Raw genomic sequence first — 15,640 nt, forward strand, 5'->3', positions numbered from 1 at the left:
GAGGCGAGCTCTTGTCAGCGGAGGGCGTTCACCCTCGTGCCCTCCCGGTCCCTGCCGTACAGCGCCGCCTCCGTGCCCTCCTTCGACCTGACCGCCAGCAGGCGGCCCTTCGCGCGGGCCTCGATGCCGCCCGAGACCTCCAGCGAGGTGAGCTGTTCGCTGCCCGCCGCCAGTACGTACCACCGGCCGTCCCGTGACTTCCACAGCACGCCCGCCAGCACCTGGGGCTCACGGGCGCCGCAGGCCGGGGTGTCCTCCGCCCGCGCCGCGACCGCGGCCGGGGCGGCCGGGCGTTCCGAGGGGGCCTGGAACTGGGCCAGGACGCGGGTGCCCGTCCCCCGCCAGGTCTCCGCGCGGGTGCACAGCCACCGCGCCGTTCCGTTGGACTCGGGCAGGGGCTGGCGGGCGTACTCCCAGGAGTTCACGGAGCGCACCCCGTGCGACCGTACCGTCGGCAGCAGACAGGCCGTACGCGCCCAGGCCGCCCGGTCCGCCGCGTCCGACACGTCCTCCGGTGACGACGGCGGTCCGGACGTCAGCCGCGCGGGGATCAGCTCGCCGAGATCGGTGAGCAGCCGCTCCGTACCGTCGGCGCGTACCTCCAGCGTGTCCCAGGACGCGCAGTCCCGCGCCGTCGCCGGGCTGTCCAGCGGCTCCGTCACCCCGTGCGTGTCACGGCGCAGCGGACGCGCGGACCCCTCGGGGTCGAGCAGATCGCGTACGGATGTCTGCCGCACCCATGGCGCCGTCAGATAGCGCACATTGCCGTCGGAGCGGCCGAGGACCAGCGCCCCCGAGACCGTCGCGTCCGCGCCGTCGGCCCGTGCGAAGTCGAGCGCGACGGCCGCGTCGTCGTCCGCGCCGCCCGCCCGGCCGCCGCCTCCGTGGCCGCCCGGCACGGGCTCCGCGTACCGCACCACCCGCAGACCGTCGTGGAGGAGCACCACCCGCGCCGCGTCGACCCGTCCCGCGTACAGCAGTTGGGGCGGGCCCATGGGCGGGCCCGGCGGGGTCGAGGGGGTCGCCGTGACCCGTACCGCCGCCCCCGGCCGCGTCCAGACCGCCAGCGCCCGGCGCAGCAGGTCCCGGTCCCCGGCCAGTGGCCCCCGCGCGGGCCAGACGGAGAAGTCCGTACGGGCGGAGGTCTCCCACGCGGCGGGCGCGACCCGCCGTACCCTCGCCGGATCCAGGGCCGCCTCGCTCGCGGGGTTGCGCGCGTACGCGGGCGCCGCCGCCCCGTCCGGACCCCACCCCTTGCCCGGCAGCCCGAACAGCGCGCCGCAGACGACCAGGGCCGCCATGGCGGCGAGCGCGGCCCGCGCGTGCTGGCGGCGGCGCATCAGATCCGTGGGCCGTGCCTGGAGCGAACAGGGGTCGAACTCCGGGGAGTCCAGCAGTTCGGTGGCGTCCACCGTGCCGACCGTCCGCAGCGCGGCGGCCTGCGCGAGCGCCGTGTCGGTGTCCCGGACCCCCGCCGCGCCCAGCACCCGCCGTACCTCCGGGTCCGCCAGCCCCTCCAGACCGCGCAGCACGAACGCCGCGCGTGCCGCCGAGGAGAGCCCGGACAGCCGCTGGTCCAGGGCGAGTTCGTCCGCACCGCCCGAGTGCGGGAACAGCCTCAGCCCCCACACGTGCGGGAGCAGCGGCGGCAGTTGGGCCCGTCTCGGCCGGGCGAGCCGGCGCAGCGGACGTCCCGCCTCCAGCGCCTGGCGCAGTACCCGCCCGCGTACGTACGCGTACCCGAGGTCCCGCGCGCTCCCGTCCGTGCGGCGCGGCGCGGGGATCCCGGAACCGTCCGCCGCCGTACGGCCGCGCGGGAGCGAGCGCTGCACCAGGGCGTGCGCGGTCAGCACACGCCGGTTGCGGCCGAGCGACGGCGGCAGTACGAGATAGGCGATCCGGACGAGCCGGGGGTAGTGCTCGACGAGGGCCGCCTCGGCCTGTTCGACGCCGATGGCGGCGGCCGGAGGTTCGGAAGTGGTCACGGCGGCGGTGACGGCTTTGTCCTGGGGCACGTTCAGCAGAACGAGCGATACGTCGGATGGTCACCACATCCCATCCCGCGGGTCCGTTCCGGGGGTCTGTACCGGCGTCTGTACCGGCGTCTGTACCGGGGGTCTGTACCGGGGGTCTGTACCGGGGGTCTGTACCGGGAGTCCGTCCCATCCCGCCGTTCCCTCCCGCGCCGGTGGGCTCACAAGGCACGATGGCCCCATGCGCAAGGAACGATCCCGAGTGGTACTGGCAGCCCTGGCCCTGGTTCTGGCGGCCGGCTGCGGCGCGAACGACGGCGCGGACCACGACTCGAACGACAACAAGGCCCCCGATGCGCCGAAGACGGCGACCGGGAGCCTCGAACAGCTCGCCTCGCAGGCGGAGTGCGAGCCGAACATCCAGACCGACGCGACCGAGCTGCGGCAGGCCAACTGCGCCACGGGCGACGGAAAGTATGTGCTGGCCACCTTCGCCACCGACCGCGGCCAGCGCGAGTGGATCAACGAGGCCAAGGACTACGGCGGTTCGTATCTCGTCGGCAGGAAGTGGGTCGCGGTCGGTGACGCGAAGGTGGTCGCGGCGCTGCGCGGCCGGCTCGGCGGGACCGTGGAGACCGGCTCGTCACACCACTCCGGGAGCACCGGAAGCACCGGAGACACCGGAAGCACCGGGAGTACCGGAGGCACCGGGAGCGGTGGTGGGGAGCACGAGGGGCACTCAGGTCACGACATGAGCCCGCCGCGCAGCGCGGGTGCGGGGGGTTGACGCGGTAACGCCGGACCGGACGGCGGGCGGGTGCCTCAGCTCAGAGGTACCCGCCCGCCGTCCGCGGTGCGTCAGTGGCGCTCGCGCCAGCCGTGCCCGTGCGTCAGCGGCACTTGCGCCCGCTGTTGATGCAGCTCACCACCCGGTTCATCAGGTTCTCGTCGAAGACATTGATGAAGTCGCCGTGGTCGGTGACGGGCTTGTGGAGCTGCTCGGGGAAGGAGTCCAGAGCGAATCCGGGCCCCGGCGGCACGTCGTACACGATCCGCTGCTGGAGCTGCGGAATCGCCTTGAAGCCGTTCTGGCAGCGGCCGTTCTGGTCGGCGAACGCCACATGCGTGCGGTGGTTGGCGCTGTCGCTGTTCTGGCCGTCCCAGCAGCTCTGGAACTTGAACGTACGGACCACCTGGCTGCCCTCGGGGCAGATCGGGTATTTGTCCTTGAGCTGGCGGTTCTCGAATCCGGTGCAGCTCCACGAGGCATTGGCGTTGGCGTTGCCATTGACGAATGCCTTGGCGTCACCGGTGATGATCCGCAGGAACCGCGGCATCGCCGTGACCTTGGACACCGGGCTGCCCGCGAATTTCAGGGTCACCTGGGCCGGAGTCTGGATCTCCCCGACATTGCCCTCCTTGCCACCGCCGTCGGCATTGGCGTCGGCCTCCGCCTGTCCGTTCTGGAGACGCAGGACCGGCCAGTAGTAAGTCGACTTGTCACCCTGATTACGGCAACTGGTCGCCGCGGCGGCGAGAATGTCGTCGGTCGCGAAGGCGTCATTGGACTGATTGCCGACGTAATCGTGCATATGGTGAGCACCATTGCTCACGCCTGGCGCGACGATGACATTGTCCGAATTGAACTTTCCGGCCTCGTTGCGACCGCATTCGGTGGTGAAAGCGCCCTTTGACGAGCCGCGGCGCTGACGGGGCTGACTGACATTCGGCTGGACGGTCGTGATGTCGACGAAGTCGGAGGCCTCGGGACCGTTGCCGGCCTGTCCGCCGCCACCGGCCTCACCGCCGCCGTCCTGTCCGTCGCCCTGTCCGCCGTCCTGGCCCTGGCCCGGATCCTGGCCCTGACCGGCGTCCTGACCTTGACCGCCGTCCTGACCTTGACCGCCGTCCTGGCCCTGGCCGCCGTCCTGGCCCTGGCCGCCGTCCTGGCCGCCGGTCTGACCGTCGCCGGTCTGTCCGTCGCCGCCGGCGTTGCCGTCGGCCCGCAGGGTGCAGGGCGCCAGCGCCTCCAGACCCTGCGGCCGCCTGCCGACGCGGTCGATCGCGTTGGTGATCCGCTCCAGCGAGGCCAGCCGCTTCTGCTTCAGCGGATTGAGAATGGCGTTCTCGGCGAGGGCCGGATCCTGCTCGATCTGCTCCTTCTGATCGGCGAACCGCTGGTAGGCCTGGGTGATCTGGCTGTCGATCTTGGCCAGCTCACGGTCGACCTGCCAGCGTGCTCCTCGCGGTACGTCCGTGAGTTCGTTCGCCACATCAGGACAGTCGATGGTCGACATCGCCTGTCCGGCATTCTCACTCTGCGGCGGACGCTGGTGGGACCTGCCCTCACCCGCGGATGCGTAGACATTCATCGCTACCAGCCCACCCCCGCCCAGGAGCAAGGCAGCCGAGGCGGCGATCGCCCGGTTTGCCAGTGTGGAGCGTTTTCTCGATGTGCGTCCCATGGAACTCCTCAAGCTTCGTTTGCCGGTTACAGGGAAATCTCGGCAGGGGGAGAAGCGAAGCGCTCCGTTCCATACGGACCTGATTCGCGGGGTGTTCAGCCGCCGCGCGAATTCATAGAAAACTCCATCAACAAACCGGGCGGATACCCCTCATTGCGGCCGATCCGGCGTCACGCGTCCCGGTCCAGATACGCGAGCACCGCGAGCACCCGGCGGTTGTCGTCGTCCGACACCGGCAGGTCCAGCTTCCCGAAGATGTTCGAGGTGTGCTTGGCCACCGACCGCTCCGTGATGACGAGTTGGGCGGCGATGGCGGCATTGGAGCGGCCCTGTGCCATCAGCTCCATCACCTCGCGCTCACGCGGTGTCAGACCCCCGATCGGTCTGTCCCGCTCACGCCGGGACAGCAACTGCGAGATGACCTGGGGGTCCATCGCCGTACCGCCCGCGGCGACCCTCCGTACCGCGTCGATGAACTGGTCCGCGTCGAAGACCCGGTCCTTCAGCAGATAGCCGACCCCGCCGTTGCCGTCCGCCAGCAGCTCGCGCGCGTACAACTGCTCGACGTGCTGGGACAGTACGAGCACGGGCAGACCGGGACGGGCGCGCCGCGCGGCGAGCGCGCACTGGAGACCCTCGTCCGTGTGGGACGGCGGGAGCCGGACATCCACGACCGCGATGTCCGGCGTCAACTCCGCGAGGGCCTTGGTCAGTTCGGGCCCGCTCTCCACCGCCGCCAGGATCTCGAAGCCGTACGCCTCCAGCATCCGGACCAGACCGTCACGCAACAGGAAGAGATCTTCGGCTAGGACAACTCGCAAGGAATCTCCATGGTCACCATGGTGGGACCGCCCGCGGGGCTGCTGACGGCCAGGACGCCGTCGAATGTACCGAGCCTGCGTTCCAGACCGCTCAGCCCCGACCCCTTCCCGATCATCGCACCCCCGAGCCCGTCATCGGTGACCGCGATACGCAGCATTCCTTCCCCGTACGACAGATCGACCCACATCCGGTCGGCGTTCGCGTGCTTGACCGCGTTGGTCAGCGCCTCGCTCACCGCGAAGTACGCGGCCGACTCGACCGGCGCCTCCGCACGGCCCGGCAGCTCCACACTGACCTCGGTCGGCATCGGCAGCCGCAGCGCCAGCGCCTTCACGGCGTCACCGAGCCCCCGCTCGGCCAGCACCGGCGGATGGATCCCCCGGACGAGGTCACGCAGCTCGGTGAGCGCCTCCGCCGAGGACTGACGTGCCTTGCCGATCAGCTCCTTGGCCCGCGCCGGGTCCCGCTCGATCAGTGCCTCGACGGTGCCCAGATCCATGCCCATCGCGACCAGCCTGGCCTGCGCGCCGTCATGCAGATCGCGCTCGATCCTGCGCAGCTCGGCCGCCGAGGTGTCCACCGCGTCATGCCGGGACTCGGTCAGCCGCTCGATCCGCAGGGCCAGCGCCTGGTCATGGGTGGGTGCGAGCAGCGGCCTGGCCAGCAGGAAGTGGAGCCGCAGCAGATCGGCGGCGTAGCGCATACCGAGGGCGAGCAGCACCAGACCGAGCGCGGCGGCGGCCAGTCCCGTCAGCTGGCTGTCGACGGGGACGAATCCGTACCAGTACGGGTCGTTCCTGAACACCCGCCACAGACCCGCGGCCAGGACGAATCCCTCCAGCGCGTAGAGGTTCACGGCGAAGGTCAGCAGGGCGACGACACTGCCGATGGTCATGTCGATCAGCAGCCACTGGAGATCACGCCAGGTCGCCGGGTCCTTGAGCAGCAGGGCGCAGCGCTCGACCTGACCGGTGATCCCGCCGCGTATGTCCGGCGGGAACGGGCGGTACGGCACCGGAATCCGTACGTCCGACCAGGTGGCGGCCAGCAGCCGGCGGTAATTGGCGTGCTTTCTGACCGCCGTCACCAGCGCCGGGGTGGTGACGACTCCGACGCCCAGCGGGATGAGGGCGATCGAGACCACCGTGAGCACGAAGAGCGTGATCGACCCGGCGAGCGTGACGAACGACAGCGCCAGCCCCCGACATGCCGCCGTCAGCGACTCCCGGATCTTCCGTCCGTCCATGGCGATCTCTCTCCTTCACGGTCCCTCACGGCGGGCGGCCTTCGTGGGCGCCCGCCGACGGCCCTGGTTCCGGGCGTAGCACCCAGTCTGGACGGCCTTGCCGGGACCCGGCAGCCGGTCACCCCCCTACCAGGGGTGTTGCCAGCACCACCCCCGATCAGGGGGCCTGGCGGCTGGGGCGGACGGTCCCGGATTTCTAACGTCGTGAACGTCTTGTCACGGCTTACCCCGCTCTTACCTCTGGAGGCGAAACCGCCATGAGCACGAGACAGAATCTCGCGGCACGTATCGGTGTGTGGAGCGCACACCATCGCAAGACGGCGATCATAGGGTGGCTGCTCTTCGTCGTTCTGGCCGCGGCTCTCGGCGGCGCCTCGGGCATGGTCGAGATGACGGCGTCCGAGAACGGCGCGGGCGACTCCGCCAAGGCCGAGCGCATCCTCGACGAGGCCGGGATCGACCATCCGGCCGGGGAACTGGTCATGGTCAGCGGCCGGACCGACGGCGGCTGGCGGACGGCCGCCGGCGAGCTGACCGAGGCCGTACGCGGGACGGGCGAGGTGGGCAGGATCGACCCGCCCCTTCCCTCGAAGGACGGCAAGGACGCCCTGATCAGCTTTGAGATGAAGGGCGACTCGACGACGGCGGCCGACCGGGTGCAGCCCGTGCTGGACGCCGTACGGGAGACCGGGGAGACCCACCAGGACGTACGGATATACCAGTTCGGCGAGGCGAGCTCCGGCAAATGGCTCGGTGATCTGCTCGCCGACGACTTCCGGCGGGCCGAGTTCACCGCCGTACCGCTGGCGCTGGGCATCCTGCTGGTCGCCTTCGGGGCGGTCGTCGCCGCGCTGCTGCCCGTCGGGCTCGCGCTCACCGCGTGCATGGCCGCGTTCGGACTGCTCTCGCTCGCCAGCCATCAGCTCCATCTCTTCCAGACGACCTACTCCGTGATGTTCCTGATGGGACTCGCCGTCGGTGTCGACTACTGCCTGTTCTATCTGCGGCGCGAGCGTGACGAGCGCGCCGCCGGGCGGGACGCCGAGACCGCGCTGCGGATCGCGGCGGCCACCAGCGGCCGGGCCGTCCTGGTCTCCGGGGTGACGGTGATGGTCGCGATGGCCGGGATGTTCCTGTCCGGGCTGATGCTCTTCAAGGGCTTCGCCCTCGCCACCATCCTGGTCGTCTTCATCGCGATGCTCGGCTCCGTGACCGTACTGCCCGCGCTGCTGGCCTGGCTCGGCGACCGTATCGACGCCGGACGCGTGCCGTTCCTCAACCGCCGCAGGAAGAAGACCGCGCACGAGAGCGGCGGGAGCGGCGGGAGCGGCGGCGGGGCGCACGAGAGCGGCAGACTGGCGGGCGCGCTCCTCAAGCCCGTACTGGCCAGGCCGAAGCTCTTCGCGGTGGCGTCGGCGGCGGTGCTGGTGGCGCTGGCGGTTCCGGCGCTCGGTATGAAGACCGAATCGCTGGGGATGGAGAAGCAGTTCGGCTCGGAGGCCTCGCTGACGGTCGCGTACCGGCATATCACCGAGACGTTCCCGGGCGGTCCCGCACCGGCGCTGGTGGTCGTGAAGGCCGACGACATCGGGGCGGACGGGGTACGGAAGGCGCTCGGGCGGATCGCCGGGGAGTCCGGGGAATCCGGGGAGTCACGGGCGAGGGTGACCGTGCACGAGGAGCGGAACGTCGCGGAGATCGAGGTCCCGCTGGCGGGCAACGGCAGCGACGGACGCTCGAAGGCGGCCCTGGCCGAACTGCGCGACGAACGGCTGCCCGCCGCCTTCGCGGGCACGGGCGCGCAGGTCCATGTGACCGGTGATCTCGCCGGGTCGGTGGACTTCACCGCGCAGCTCAAGCGCGGCATCGTCCCGGTCTTCGTCTTCATCACCGCCGTGACCTTCCTGCTGATGCTGTTCTGCTTCCGGTCGTATGTCATCGCCGTCACCGCGATCGTGCTCAATCTGCTCTCCGTGGTGGCCGCGTACGGGGTGATGGTCGCCGTCTTCCAGCACGGCTGGGGTGCGGAGCTGCTCGGTACGGAGAAGGTGGGGGCGATCGAGAGCTGGATGCCGCTGTTCGTACTGGTGGTGCTCTTCGGACTGTCGATGGACTACCACGTGTTCGTGGTCTCCCGGATCAGGGAGGCCCGCGACCGGGGGCTGGACACCTCGTCGGCGATCCGCGAGGGCATCCGGCGCACGGCGGGCGCGGTGACCGGCGCCGCGGCCATCATGGTCGCCGTCTTCGCCGTCTTCGGGACGCTGTCGATGCAGGACATGCAGCAGATGGGCGTGGGGCTGGCGGTGGCGGTACTGCTGGACGCGACGCTCGTACGGATGGTGCTGCTGCCCTCGGTGATGGCGCTGCTGGGGGAGCGGAACTGGCGTACGCCGAGGGGGCTGCGGTGGCTGCCGGAGCTGGAGCACGGGGACGGGGACGGCGACGGCGACGGCGCCGCGGACGGCAACGGCACCGGTGACGGGGGCGCGGGTGCGGGGCCGCAGGCTCCGGGGCCCCGGCACGCGGCGCCGGTGACGACCCGCTGACGGCTCGGCGGTTTCCCGTCGGCCCATGGTCCGGACACCCTACGGGGGGCGTCCGGGCCATGTCCGTGCGCGGGGTGGAGCGGCGGCGTGGAGCGGCGAGGTGGATTGTCAGTGGTGCCTGGCACGATCTCTGTAACGGGATGAAGAACGACCAGGGGGCAGACCATGGGCACATGGGACACCGGCCACTTCGACAACGACACCGCGGCGGACTTCGCCGCGGATCTGGACGACGCGACAGAGGCGAGGCGTACGGAACTGGTGCGTGAGGCGCTGCTCCGCGCGACCGCCGCCGAGGACCATCTGGACAGCGACGAGGCGGTGGTGGCGGTGGCGGCCGCCGCGCTGGTCGCCGAGCAGTGCCCCGGCGGACCGCCCGTGGAGACGGTGTACGGCCCGGACGAGCCCCTGCCCCGCTTCCCCGAGGAGCTGAGAGCCCTCGCGCTCAGGGCCCTGGACCGGGTGACGGCGGACAAATCCGAGCTGCGCGATCTCTGGATCGACGCGGACGGGGAGGACGGCGAGTGGCACCGGGGGATAGCGAGGCTCAGGAGCACCTTGACGGCCGCGATATCCACGCGGCTCTAGGTCCGGTCCTGTTCTGCCTGGTCCGGTCTGGTTCTGCCTGGTCCGGTCTGGTTCTGCCCGGTCCTGTTCTGCCCGGTCCGGCCTGGTCCGGCGGTCGGGGACTGACCGGCGCCGGGGGGAGTCCGTGGTTGGACCAGGCGACCAGGGACCAGGGTTGGTCCGGGGTCAGTCCGTGCTGAGCAGCTTGGCCTCCAGTTCGGGGGCCAGGCCCACCGTGGGGCGGTCCGGGCGCTGTGGTGCCCGGCCGCCGATCGAGCCCAGCCAGGCCCAGGTGTCCGCGACGGTCTCCGCCACCGGACGGCAGCGCAGACCCGTGGCCAGGGCCTTGGAGACATCGCCCTGGTGCAGGGTGTCGTGGAGTTCCCCCCGCGGCAGCCAGACCGGCAGATCCGTCCAGGGCTCGACACCCGCCGCGAGGATCGACTCCGGCGCCGTCCAGCGCAGTTCGGCGTCGGAGCCGGTCACCCGGACGCAGGTGTCGAGGAGTTCACCCATGGTGGTGTGCCCGGCCGGGCTCACCAGGTTGTAAGGACCGCCCAGCTCCTGCCGTATCGCGTCGAGGGTCCACTCGGCGAGATCGCGCGCGTCGATGTACTGGATCGGGTTGTCGCGGGGACCCGGGGCCAGTACGGGACCACCCTGGGCGATCCTGCCCAGCCACCACGGAAGCCGGCCGATGTTCTCCCAGGGGCCGAGGATCAGTCCGGCGCGCACCAGCAGCGCCCGGTTGCCGAAGACCGCCTCGGCGGCCAGTTCGCCGCCCCGCTTGTCCTGGGGGTAGGCGGTCTGGCCGGCCTCCGGCGAAGCGCCCGTCACCAGCGGGCCGTCCTCGTTCAGACCGGGCGGGGCCGGGTGGCTGTACACCGAGCGGCTGGAGACATACGCGTACCGGTCGACCGCGCCGGCCAGCAGCCGGGCCGCCGAGAGCACCGCGGAGGGGGCCGCCGACCAGGTGTCGACGACCGCGTCCCACTCGCCCTTGGCAAGCGCGGCCAGACCGTCGGGGGTGGTGCGGTCGCCGAGCAGGGTGACCGCGCCCGCCGGTGCCTCATGACGGCCGCGATGGAAGACGGTCACCTCCCAGCCACGCCCGAGCGCCGCCTCCGTGACAGCGCGGCCGACGAATTCCGTACCACCGAGGATCAGGAGTCTCATGGCACCGACTCTGCCCGTGAGCGGGCGTCGAGGACAGCGGAATTCGCCGTCAGGGGAATCGGGGGGTTCGGGGATCTCCCGCCCGGTCCCACGGAGATGGCAGCATGTGCGGACCATGACAGAAGCCCGGTCGCCGTTGCGCGCCCTGCGGGCCGCGGCCTTCGCGGCGGTGTGCGTGACTCTGGCAGCGGTGGGGCATTCGTACACATCCGGGCATGAGATCCCGCCCGGGGCGCTGTGGACGGCGTTCGGCGTGACCGGATGTCTGGCCTGGCTCGCGGGCGGCCGGCGCCGCGGGGCCGGCTCGATCGGGGCCGCCCTGGTCACGGTGCAGGGCGTGCTGCATCTCATCTTCGCCGGGGCGCTGCCCTACGGACTGTCCGCGTCCGCCCGGCTGTCCGCGTCCGCGCATGGACCGCGTACGCATCCCGTCGCCGGTACGGGGCTGGGTGCCGGTACGGGGCTGGGTGCCGGTACGGGTCTGGGCGCGGGCTCCGGTATGAGCCCCGGCCCTGGCTCCGGCATGGACGGCATAGACGTCGGCATGGGCCCCGACATGGGTACGGTCATGCGGATGGGCGGCGCGGGCACCGGTCCCGAGGGGCCGCCGACCGTGCTGGACGCGCTCACCGACGGTTCCGCCGGCATGCTCGCCGCCCATCTCCTCGCCGCCGCCGTCTGCGCGCTCTGGCTGGCCCGGGGCGAGGCCGCCCTCTTCCGGCTCGTGCACGCCGTCGGCGCCCTGGCCTTCTCGCCGCTCCGGCTGCTGCTCACCGCCGTACGGCTGCCCGCGGCGCCACGGCTGATACGGCCCCGCCCGGAGACCACCGCGACGGACCGTGTCCAGGGCGTCGTACCGGCGCACACGCTCTCGCGGCGCGGTCCGCCCGCGTTCCGTACCGCTCGTACCACGGCCCCTGGAGCCGCTGCCATCACCACTGTCTGACGTCGGGCGGCGGCCGGGGCCGGATTCCCCATGCCAACGCCAACACCGAGGACAGTCATGGCCATCGACGACCCCGTACAGGGCGCCGCCGCGCACGGCACGACCACTTCCGAGTCAGCACCCGAGTCGGCACCCGAATCCGCGCCCGATTCCGCGCCCGAGTCAGCGCCCGAATCCGCGCCCGAATCCGCGGCGGGCACTCCGTCCGGCTGGAGTGCCCTGCGGCCCCTTGTGCTGCGTCTGCACTTCTACGCGGGCCTGCTCATCGCCCCGCTTCTGCTGGTGGCCGCCACCAGCGGCTTCCTCTACGCCCTCTCCTTCCAGGCGGAGAAGGTGATCTACCGGCACGAGCTGCGGGTGCCGGTCGGCGACCGTACCGTCCCGCTCTCCCAGCAGCTCGACGCCGCCCGCGCCGCACGCCCCGACGGCACGGTCACCTCCGTACGCCTCCCGGCGGGGGAGGGCGCCACCACCCAGGTCCTGATGACCGCGCCCGGCGTCGAGGAGGGCAAGTCGCTCGCCGTCTTCGTCGATCCGTACACCGCGGAGATACGCGGAGAGCTGACCAGTTACGGCAGTTCCGGCGCCCTGCCGCTCCGTACCTGGATCTCCGAACTCCACCGCCATCTCCATCTGGGCGAGCCGGGCCGTATCTACAGCGAACTCGCCGCGAGCTGGCTCTGGGTGGTCGCCCTCGGCGGGGTTCTGCTCTGGACCGGGCGCAGACGCGCCTCGAAGCGCGCGCTGCTGATACCCGAGCGGGGGGCCACCGGGCGGCGCCGGACGCTCTCGCTGCACGGCTCGGTCGGGCTGTGGGCCGTGACGGGGCTGGTGCTGCTCTCCGCCACGGGGCTGACCTGGTCGCGGTACGCGGGCGAGAACATCGGCGCGGTCCAGGACCAGCTCGGCGGCGCCACTCCGGCCGTCTCGGCGACCCTCGAAGGGGGTACCGGCGGAGCCGGCGGCGGCCATGAGGGCCACGAGGGCATGGAGGACATGCCGGGTATGGAAGGGATGGACGGCGCGGGCGCCATGGACGTCGGAGTCGATCTGGCGGTCGTCGCCGCACGTCAGGCCGGTCTCGACGGACCGCTCTCGGTGACCCTGCCGAAGGAGGGAAGCGGTTATGTCATCGCCCAGACGGACACCCAGGTCCCGGTCAGGCTCGACTCCGTCGCCGTCGATCCCGCCAACGGCATGATCATCGACGAGCTGCGCTTCGCCGACTATCCCCTGCTCGCCCAGCTCACCCGCTTCGGGATCGACGCCCATATGGGGGTCTTCCTCGGGCTGGTCAATCAGCTCGCGCTCGCGGCTCTCGCTCTCGCGCTGATCCTGCTCATCGTGTGGGGCTACCGGATGTGGTGGCAGCGCAGACCCACCAAGGAGCGCGGGCTGACCGTGGGCAGGCCGATACCGCGCGGTGCCTGGCGCAGGGTGCCGCTCACCGTTCTGCTGCCGCTCGCGGCGGTGGTGGCCCTGGTCGGCTGGTTCGTGCCGCTGCTGGGCATCAGCCTGCTGGTGTTCCTGGTCCTGGACGGCGCGCTGGGTCTGTCGGCCCGCGTCCGCGCACGCTCCCGAGCCCGGACGTAACACCTGGGCGCCCGGCGCACAGAGCCTGACCGGTCCGGCAGCGGACCGGTCAGGCCCGGTGGCTCAGGCACGGCAGCTCAGGCTCAGGGCGTGTACTTGTACCCGACCCGGCGTACGGTCTGGATGGTGCGGCGGTATTCGGCCCCCAGTTTGCGGCGCAGCCGTGCCACATGGACATCGACGGTCCGCCCGTCGCCCACATGCCCGTAGCCCCACACCGTGGTCACCAACTGGTCGCGGGTGTGCACCCGGTGGGGGTGCGCCACGAGATGGGCCAGCAGCTCGAATTCGAGATACGTCAGGTCCAGCGGCTTCCCGTCCACGACGGCGATCCGCTGAGCGTTGTCGATCCGGACAGGGCCGTCGCCCGTGGCCCGCGCGCCGGAGGTGTCCCCCGGCCCGGCGGACCCGGCCGGGTCCGTCCCGGCGGGGCGGTACGGCGCGGAGGCGGCCAGCACGGCGGCCTGCTGGTCGGCCGGTACGAGTACGAGATAGCCGATCATCGGCGGCTGTCCCGGCAGCGAGGGCAGCGTGTGCTGGGGCGCGGGCAGCCAGGTCGCGCCGGGCGGCAGGAAGTCCACGACCTGTCCGGTGGGAGCGGCGGCGGGACGGGGGGCCGCCGGGGCGGTCTCGTCACGGTCGACGGCACGGAGACGGTGACGGCCGGGCGTCGCCGGTTTCTGGTTGTGTGCGGCGGCCGCGGCCGCCGCGGCGGAGAAGGAGCGGGGGTTCGCCATGAGGGGTCAGCTCTTTCGCGCGAGGGAGTCGTCGAGGCGACAGGACGGACGGGACGTACGTCGTGCGCGGCGGCCGAAGGCCTCGAAGGAGGTTTTAGAGGGCCGACGCGTTCCTCGCGGCGCAACACACGCGGTCGAAGTCGTGGTGCTGCCGGGACGGCCAGAACGGCTCCAGGTCGCTGGGACCTGTCGCGGGGTGCTGGTAGCTGGCCATGCCCCCATTGAAGCAGATACCGGCGTGTCGCAGCAGGTCACTTTCCGCTGTCCCTGCGCTTCCGTGACGTGACGGTCAGCACAGCGCCACCGAAGCGCCGGCACTGCGGCACTGCGGCGCGGCGGCCGGTCGGACCTGGCGGCCGGTCGGTGCTGGTACGAGCACATCGGTACAGGTACGGCGGATCGGTATCGGTACGGCAGAGGGGGGCGGGCGCCGTTGTCGGCGACCGCCCCCCTCCGGGAGCTGTGAGCGGGGTGGACGGCCCGTCGGGACAACCCGCCGGGACCGGTCCGTCGGAACGACCCTCGGGTCAGATCTGGCCGGCCTTCTCCAGGGCCGTGCAGCAGGTGTCGACGATCAGCCGCGTCACCACGTACGGGTCGACGTTGGCGTTCGGACGGCGGTCCTCGATGTAGCCCTTGCCGTCCTGCTCGACCTGCCACGGGATACGGACCGACGCGCCGCGGTTGGAGACGCCGTAGCTGTACTCGTTCCACGGGGCGGTCTCGTGGAGACCGGTCAGCCGGTCGTCGATGCCCGCGCCGTAGTGCTTGACGTGGTCGAGCGGCTTGGACCCCTCGCCCAGCGACTCGCACGCGGTGATGATCGCGTCGTACCCCTCGCGCATCGCCCGCGTCGAGAAGTTGGTGTGCGCGCCCGCGCCGTTCCAGTCGCCCTTCACCGGCTTCGGGTCGAGCGTCGCGGAGACGTCGAAGTCCTCCGCGGTGCGGTAGAGCAGCCAGCGGGCGACCCAGAGCTGGTCCGCCACCTCCAGCGGCGCCAGCGGGCCGACCTGGAACTCCCACTGGCCCGGCATGACCTCGGCGTTGATACCGGAGATGCCCAGACCCGCCTTGAGGCAGTTGTCCAGGTGCGCCTCGACGATGTCACGGCCGAAGATCTCGTCCGAGCCGACACCGCAGTAGTAGCCGCCCTGCGCGGCCGGGAAGCCGCCCACGGGGAAGCCCAGCGGACGGGAGCCCTCGAAGAAGGTGTACTCCTGCTCGATCCCGAAGATCGGCTCCTGGCCCGCGAACTTCTCCGCGACCTCGGTGAGCCGCGCACGGGTGTTGGACTCGTGCGGCGTCATGTCGATGTTCAGGACCTCGCACATGACGAGGACGTCGTCCCCGCCGCGGATCGGGTCGGGGCACGAGAAGACCGGCTTCAGCACCCGGTCGGAGGCGTGACCCTCGGCCTGATTGGTGCTCGACCCGTCGAAGCCCCAGATGGGCAGCTCGGCGCCGTCCGCCAGGATCTTGGTCTTCGAGCGCAGCTTCGCGGTCGGCTCGGTGCCGTCGATCCAGATGTACTCAGCCTTGAAGGTCACGGGGCCTCATCCTTGTCGG

Annotated in this window: 12 protein-coding genes; 5 read left to right on the plus strand and 7 right to left on the minus strand. The window is 71.5% G+C overall.

What is annotated here, in order from left to right; genetic code table 11:
* Positions 1–14 precede the first annotated feature (14 nt).
* The gene (locus tag OG214_RS27965; protein ID WP_405986307.1) at positions 15–2,015 is read right to left on the minus strand and encodes a hypothetical protein; all 2,001 of its coding nucleotides are present in this window, start codon (positions 2,013–2,015) and stop codon (positions 15–17) included.
* 199 nt (positions 2,016–2,214) lie between these two features.
* On the opposite strand from OG214_RS27965, the gene OG214_RS27970 reads away from it, so the two are divergent.
* A complete protein-coding gene (locus OG214_RS27970; RefSeq protein ID WP_405986308.1) occupies positions 2,215–2,760 on the plus strand; it encodes a hypothetical protein in 546 nt (181 codons plus the stop codon).
* 103 nt (positions 2,761–2,863) lie between these two features.
* On the opposite strand, the gene OG214_RS27975 is transcribed toward OG214_RS27970, so the two are convergent.
* The 3 genes from OG214_RS27975 to OG214_RS27985 all read right to left on the minus strand — a co-directional run bounded on the left by OG214_RS27975 (position 2,864) and on the right by OG214_RS27985 (position 6,506).
* The gene (locus OG214_RS27975; protein WP_405986309.1) at positions 2,864–4,438 is read right to left on the minus strand and encodes a DUF1996 domain-containing protein; all 1,575 of its coding nucleotides are present in this window, start codon (positions 4,436–4,438) and stop codon (positions 2,864–2,866) included.
* 170 nt (positions 4,439–4,608) lie between these two features.
* Positions 4,609–5,259, minus strand: a complete 651-nt coding sequence (locus OG214_RS27980; RefSeq protein ID WP_363081064.1) for a response regulator transcription factor — start codon at positions 5,257–5,259, stop codon at positions 4,609–4,611.
* Positions 5,244–6,506, minus strand: a complete 1,263-nt coding sequence (locus tag OG214_RS27985) for a sensor domain-containing protein (RefSeq protein ID WP_405986310.1) — start codon at positions 6,504–6,506, stop codon at positions 5,244–5,246. Before OG214_RS27985 ends, OG214_RS27980 begins: the two co-directional genes overlap by 16 nt.
* 257 nt (positions 6,507–6,763) lie before the next feature.
* Between OG214_RS27985 and OG214_RS27990 the strand changes: the two genes are divergently transcribed.
* A complete protein-coding gene (locus tag OG214_RS27990) occupies positions 6,764–9,055 on the plus strand; it encodes an MMPL family transporter (RefSeq protein ID WP_405986311.1) in 2,292 nt (763 codons plus the stop codon).
* A gap of 165 nt (positions 9,056–9,220) precedes the next feature.
* Positions 9,221–9,643, plus strand: coding sequence for a DUF4259 domain-containing protein (locus tag OG214_RS27995; protein ID WP_363081067.1), 423 nt, complete (start codon positions 9,221–9,223; stop codon positions 9,641–9,643).
* A gap of 165 nt (positions 9,644–9,808) precedes the next feature.
* Here OG214_RS27995 and OG214_RS28000 read toward each other — a convergent pair whose 3' ends face one another.
* Positions 9,809–10,798, minus strand: a complete 990-nt coding sequence (locus OG214_RS28000) for an NAD-dependent epimerase/dehydratase family protein (protein WP_405986312.1) — start codon at positions 10,796–10,798, stop codon at positions 9,809–9,811.
* A gap of 115 nt (positions 10,799–10,913) precedes the next feature.
* Between OG214_RS28000 and OG214_RS28005 the strand changes: the two genes are divergently transcribed.
* Both OG214_RS28005 and OG214_RS28010 read left to right on the plus strand, forming a co-directional pair.
* Positions 10,914–11,744 (plus strand): hypothetical protein, encoded by an 831-nt coding sequence (locus OG214_RS28005; RefSeq protein ID WP_405986313.1) that lies wholly within the window; start codon positions 10,914–10,916, stop codon positions 11,742–11,744.
* 57 nt (positions 11,745–11,801) lie between these two features.
* The gene (locus OG214_RS28010) at positions 11,802–13,337 is read left to right on the plus strand and encodes a PepSY-associated TM helix domain-containing protein (protein ID WP_405986314.1); all 1,536 of its coding nucleotides are present in this window, start codon (positions 11,802–11,804) and stop codon (positions 13,335–13,337) included.
* Positions 13,338–13,420: 83 nt separating this feature from the next.
* On the opposite strand, the gene OG214_RS28015 is transcribed toward OG214_RS28010, so the two are convergent.
* Both OG214_RS28015 and glnII read right to left on the minus strand, forming a co-directional pair.
* Positions 13,421–14,074, minus strand: coding sequence for a winged helix-turn-helix domain-containing protein (locus tag OG214_RS28015; RefSeq protein ID WP_382849892.1), 654 nt, complete (start codon positions 14,072–14,074; stop codon positions 13,421–13,423).
* 527 nt (positions 14,075–14,601) lie between these two features.
* Positions 14,602–15,621: a glutamine synthetase gene (glnII, locus tag OG214_RS28020; protein ID WP_365903854.1), complete on the minus strand. Its 1,020-nt coding sequence runs from the start codon at positions 15,619–15,621 to the stop codon at positions 14,602–14,604.
* Between the last annotated feature and the right edge of the window lie 19 nt (positions 15,622–15,640).

This window comes from Streptomyces sp. NBC_00872, assembly GCF_045161915.1.
GTDB lineage: Bacteria > Actinomycetota > Actinomycetes > Streptomycetales > Streptomycetaceae > Streptomyces.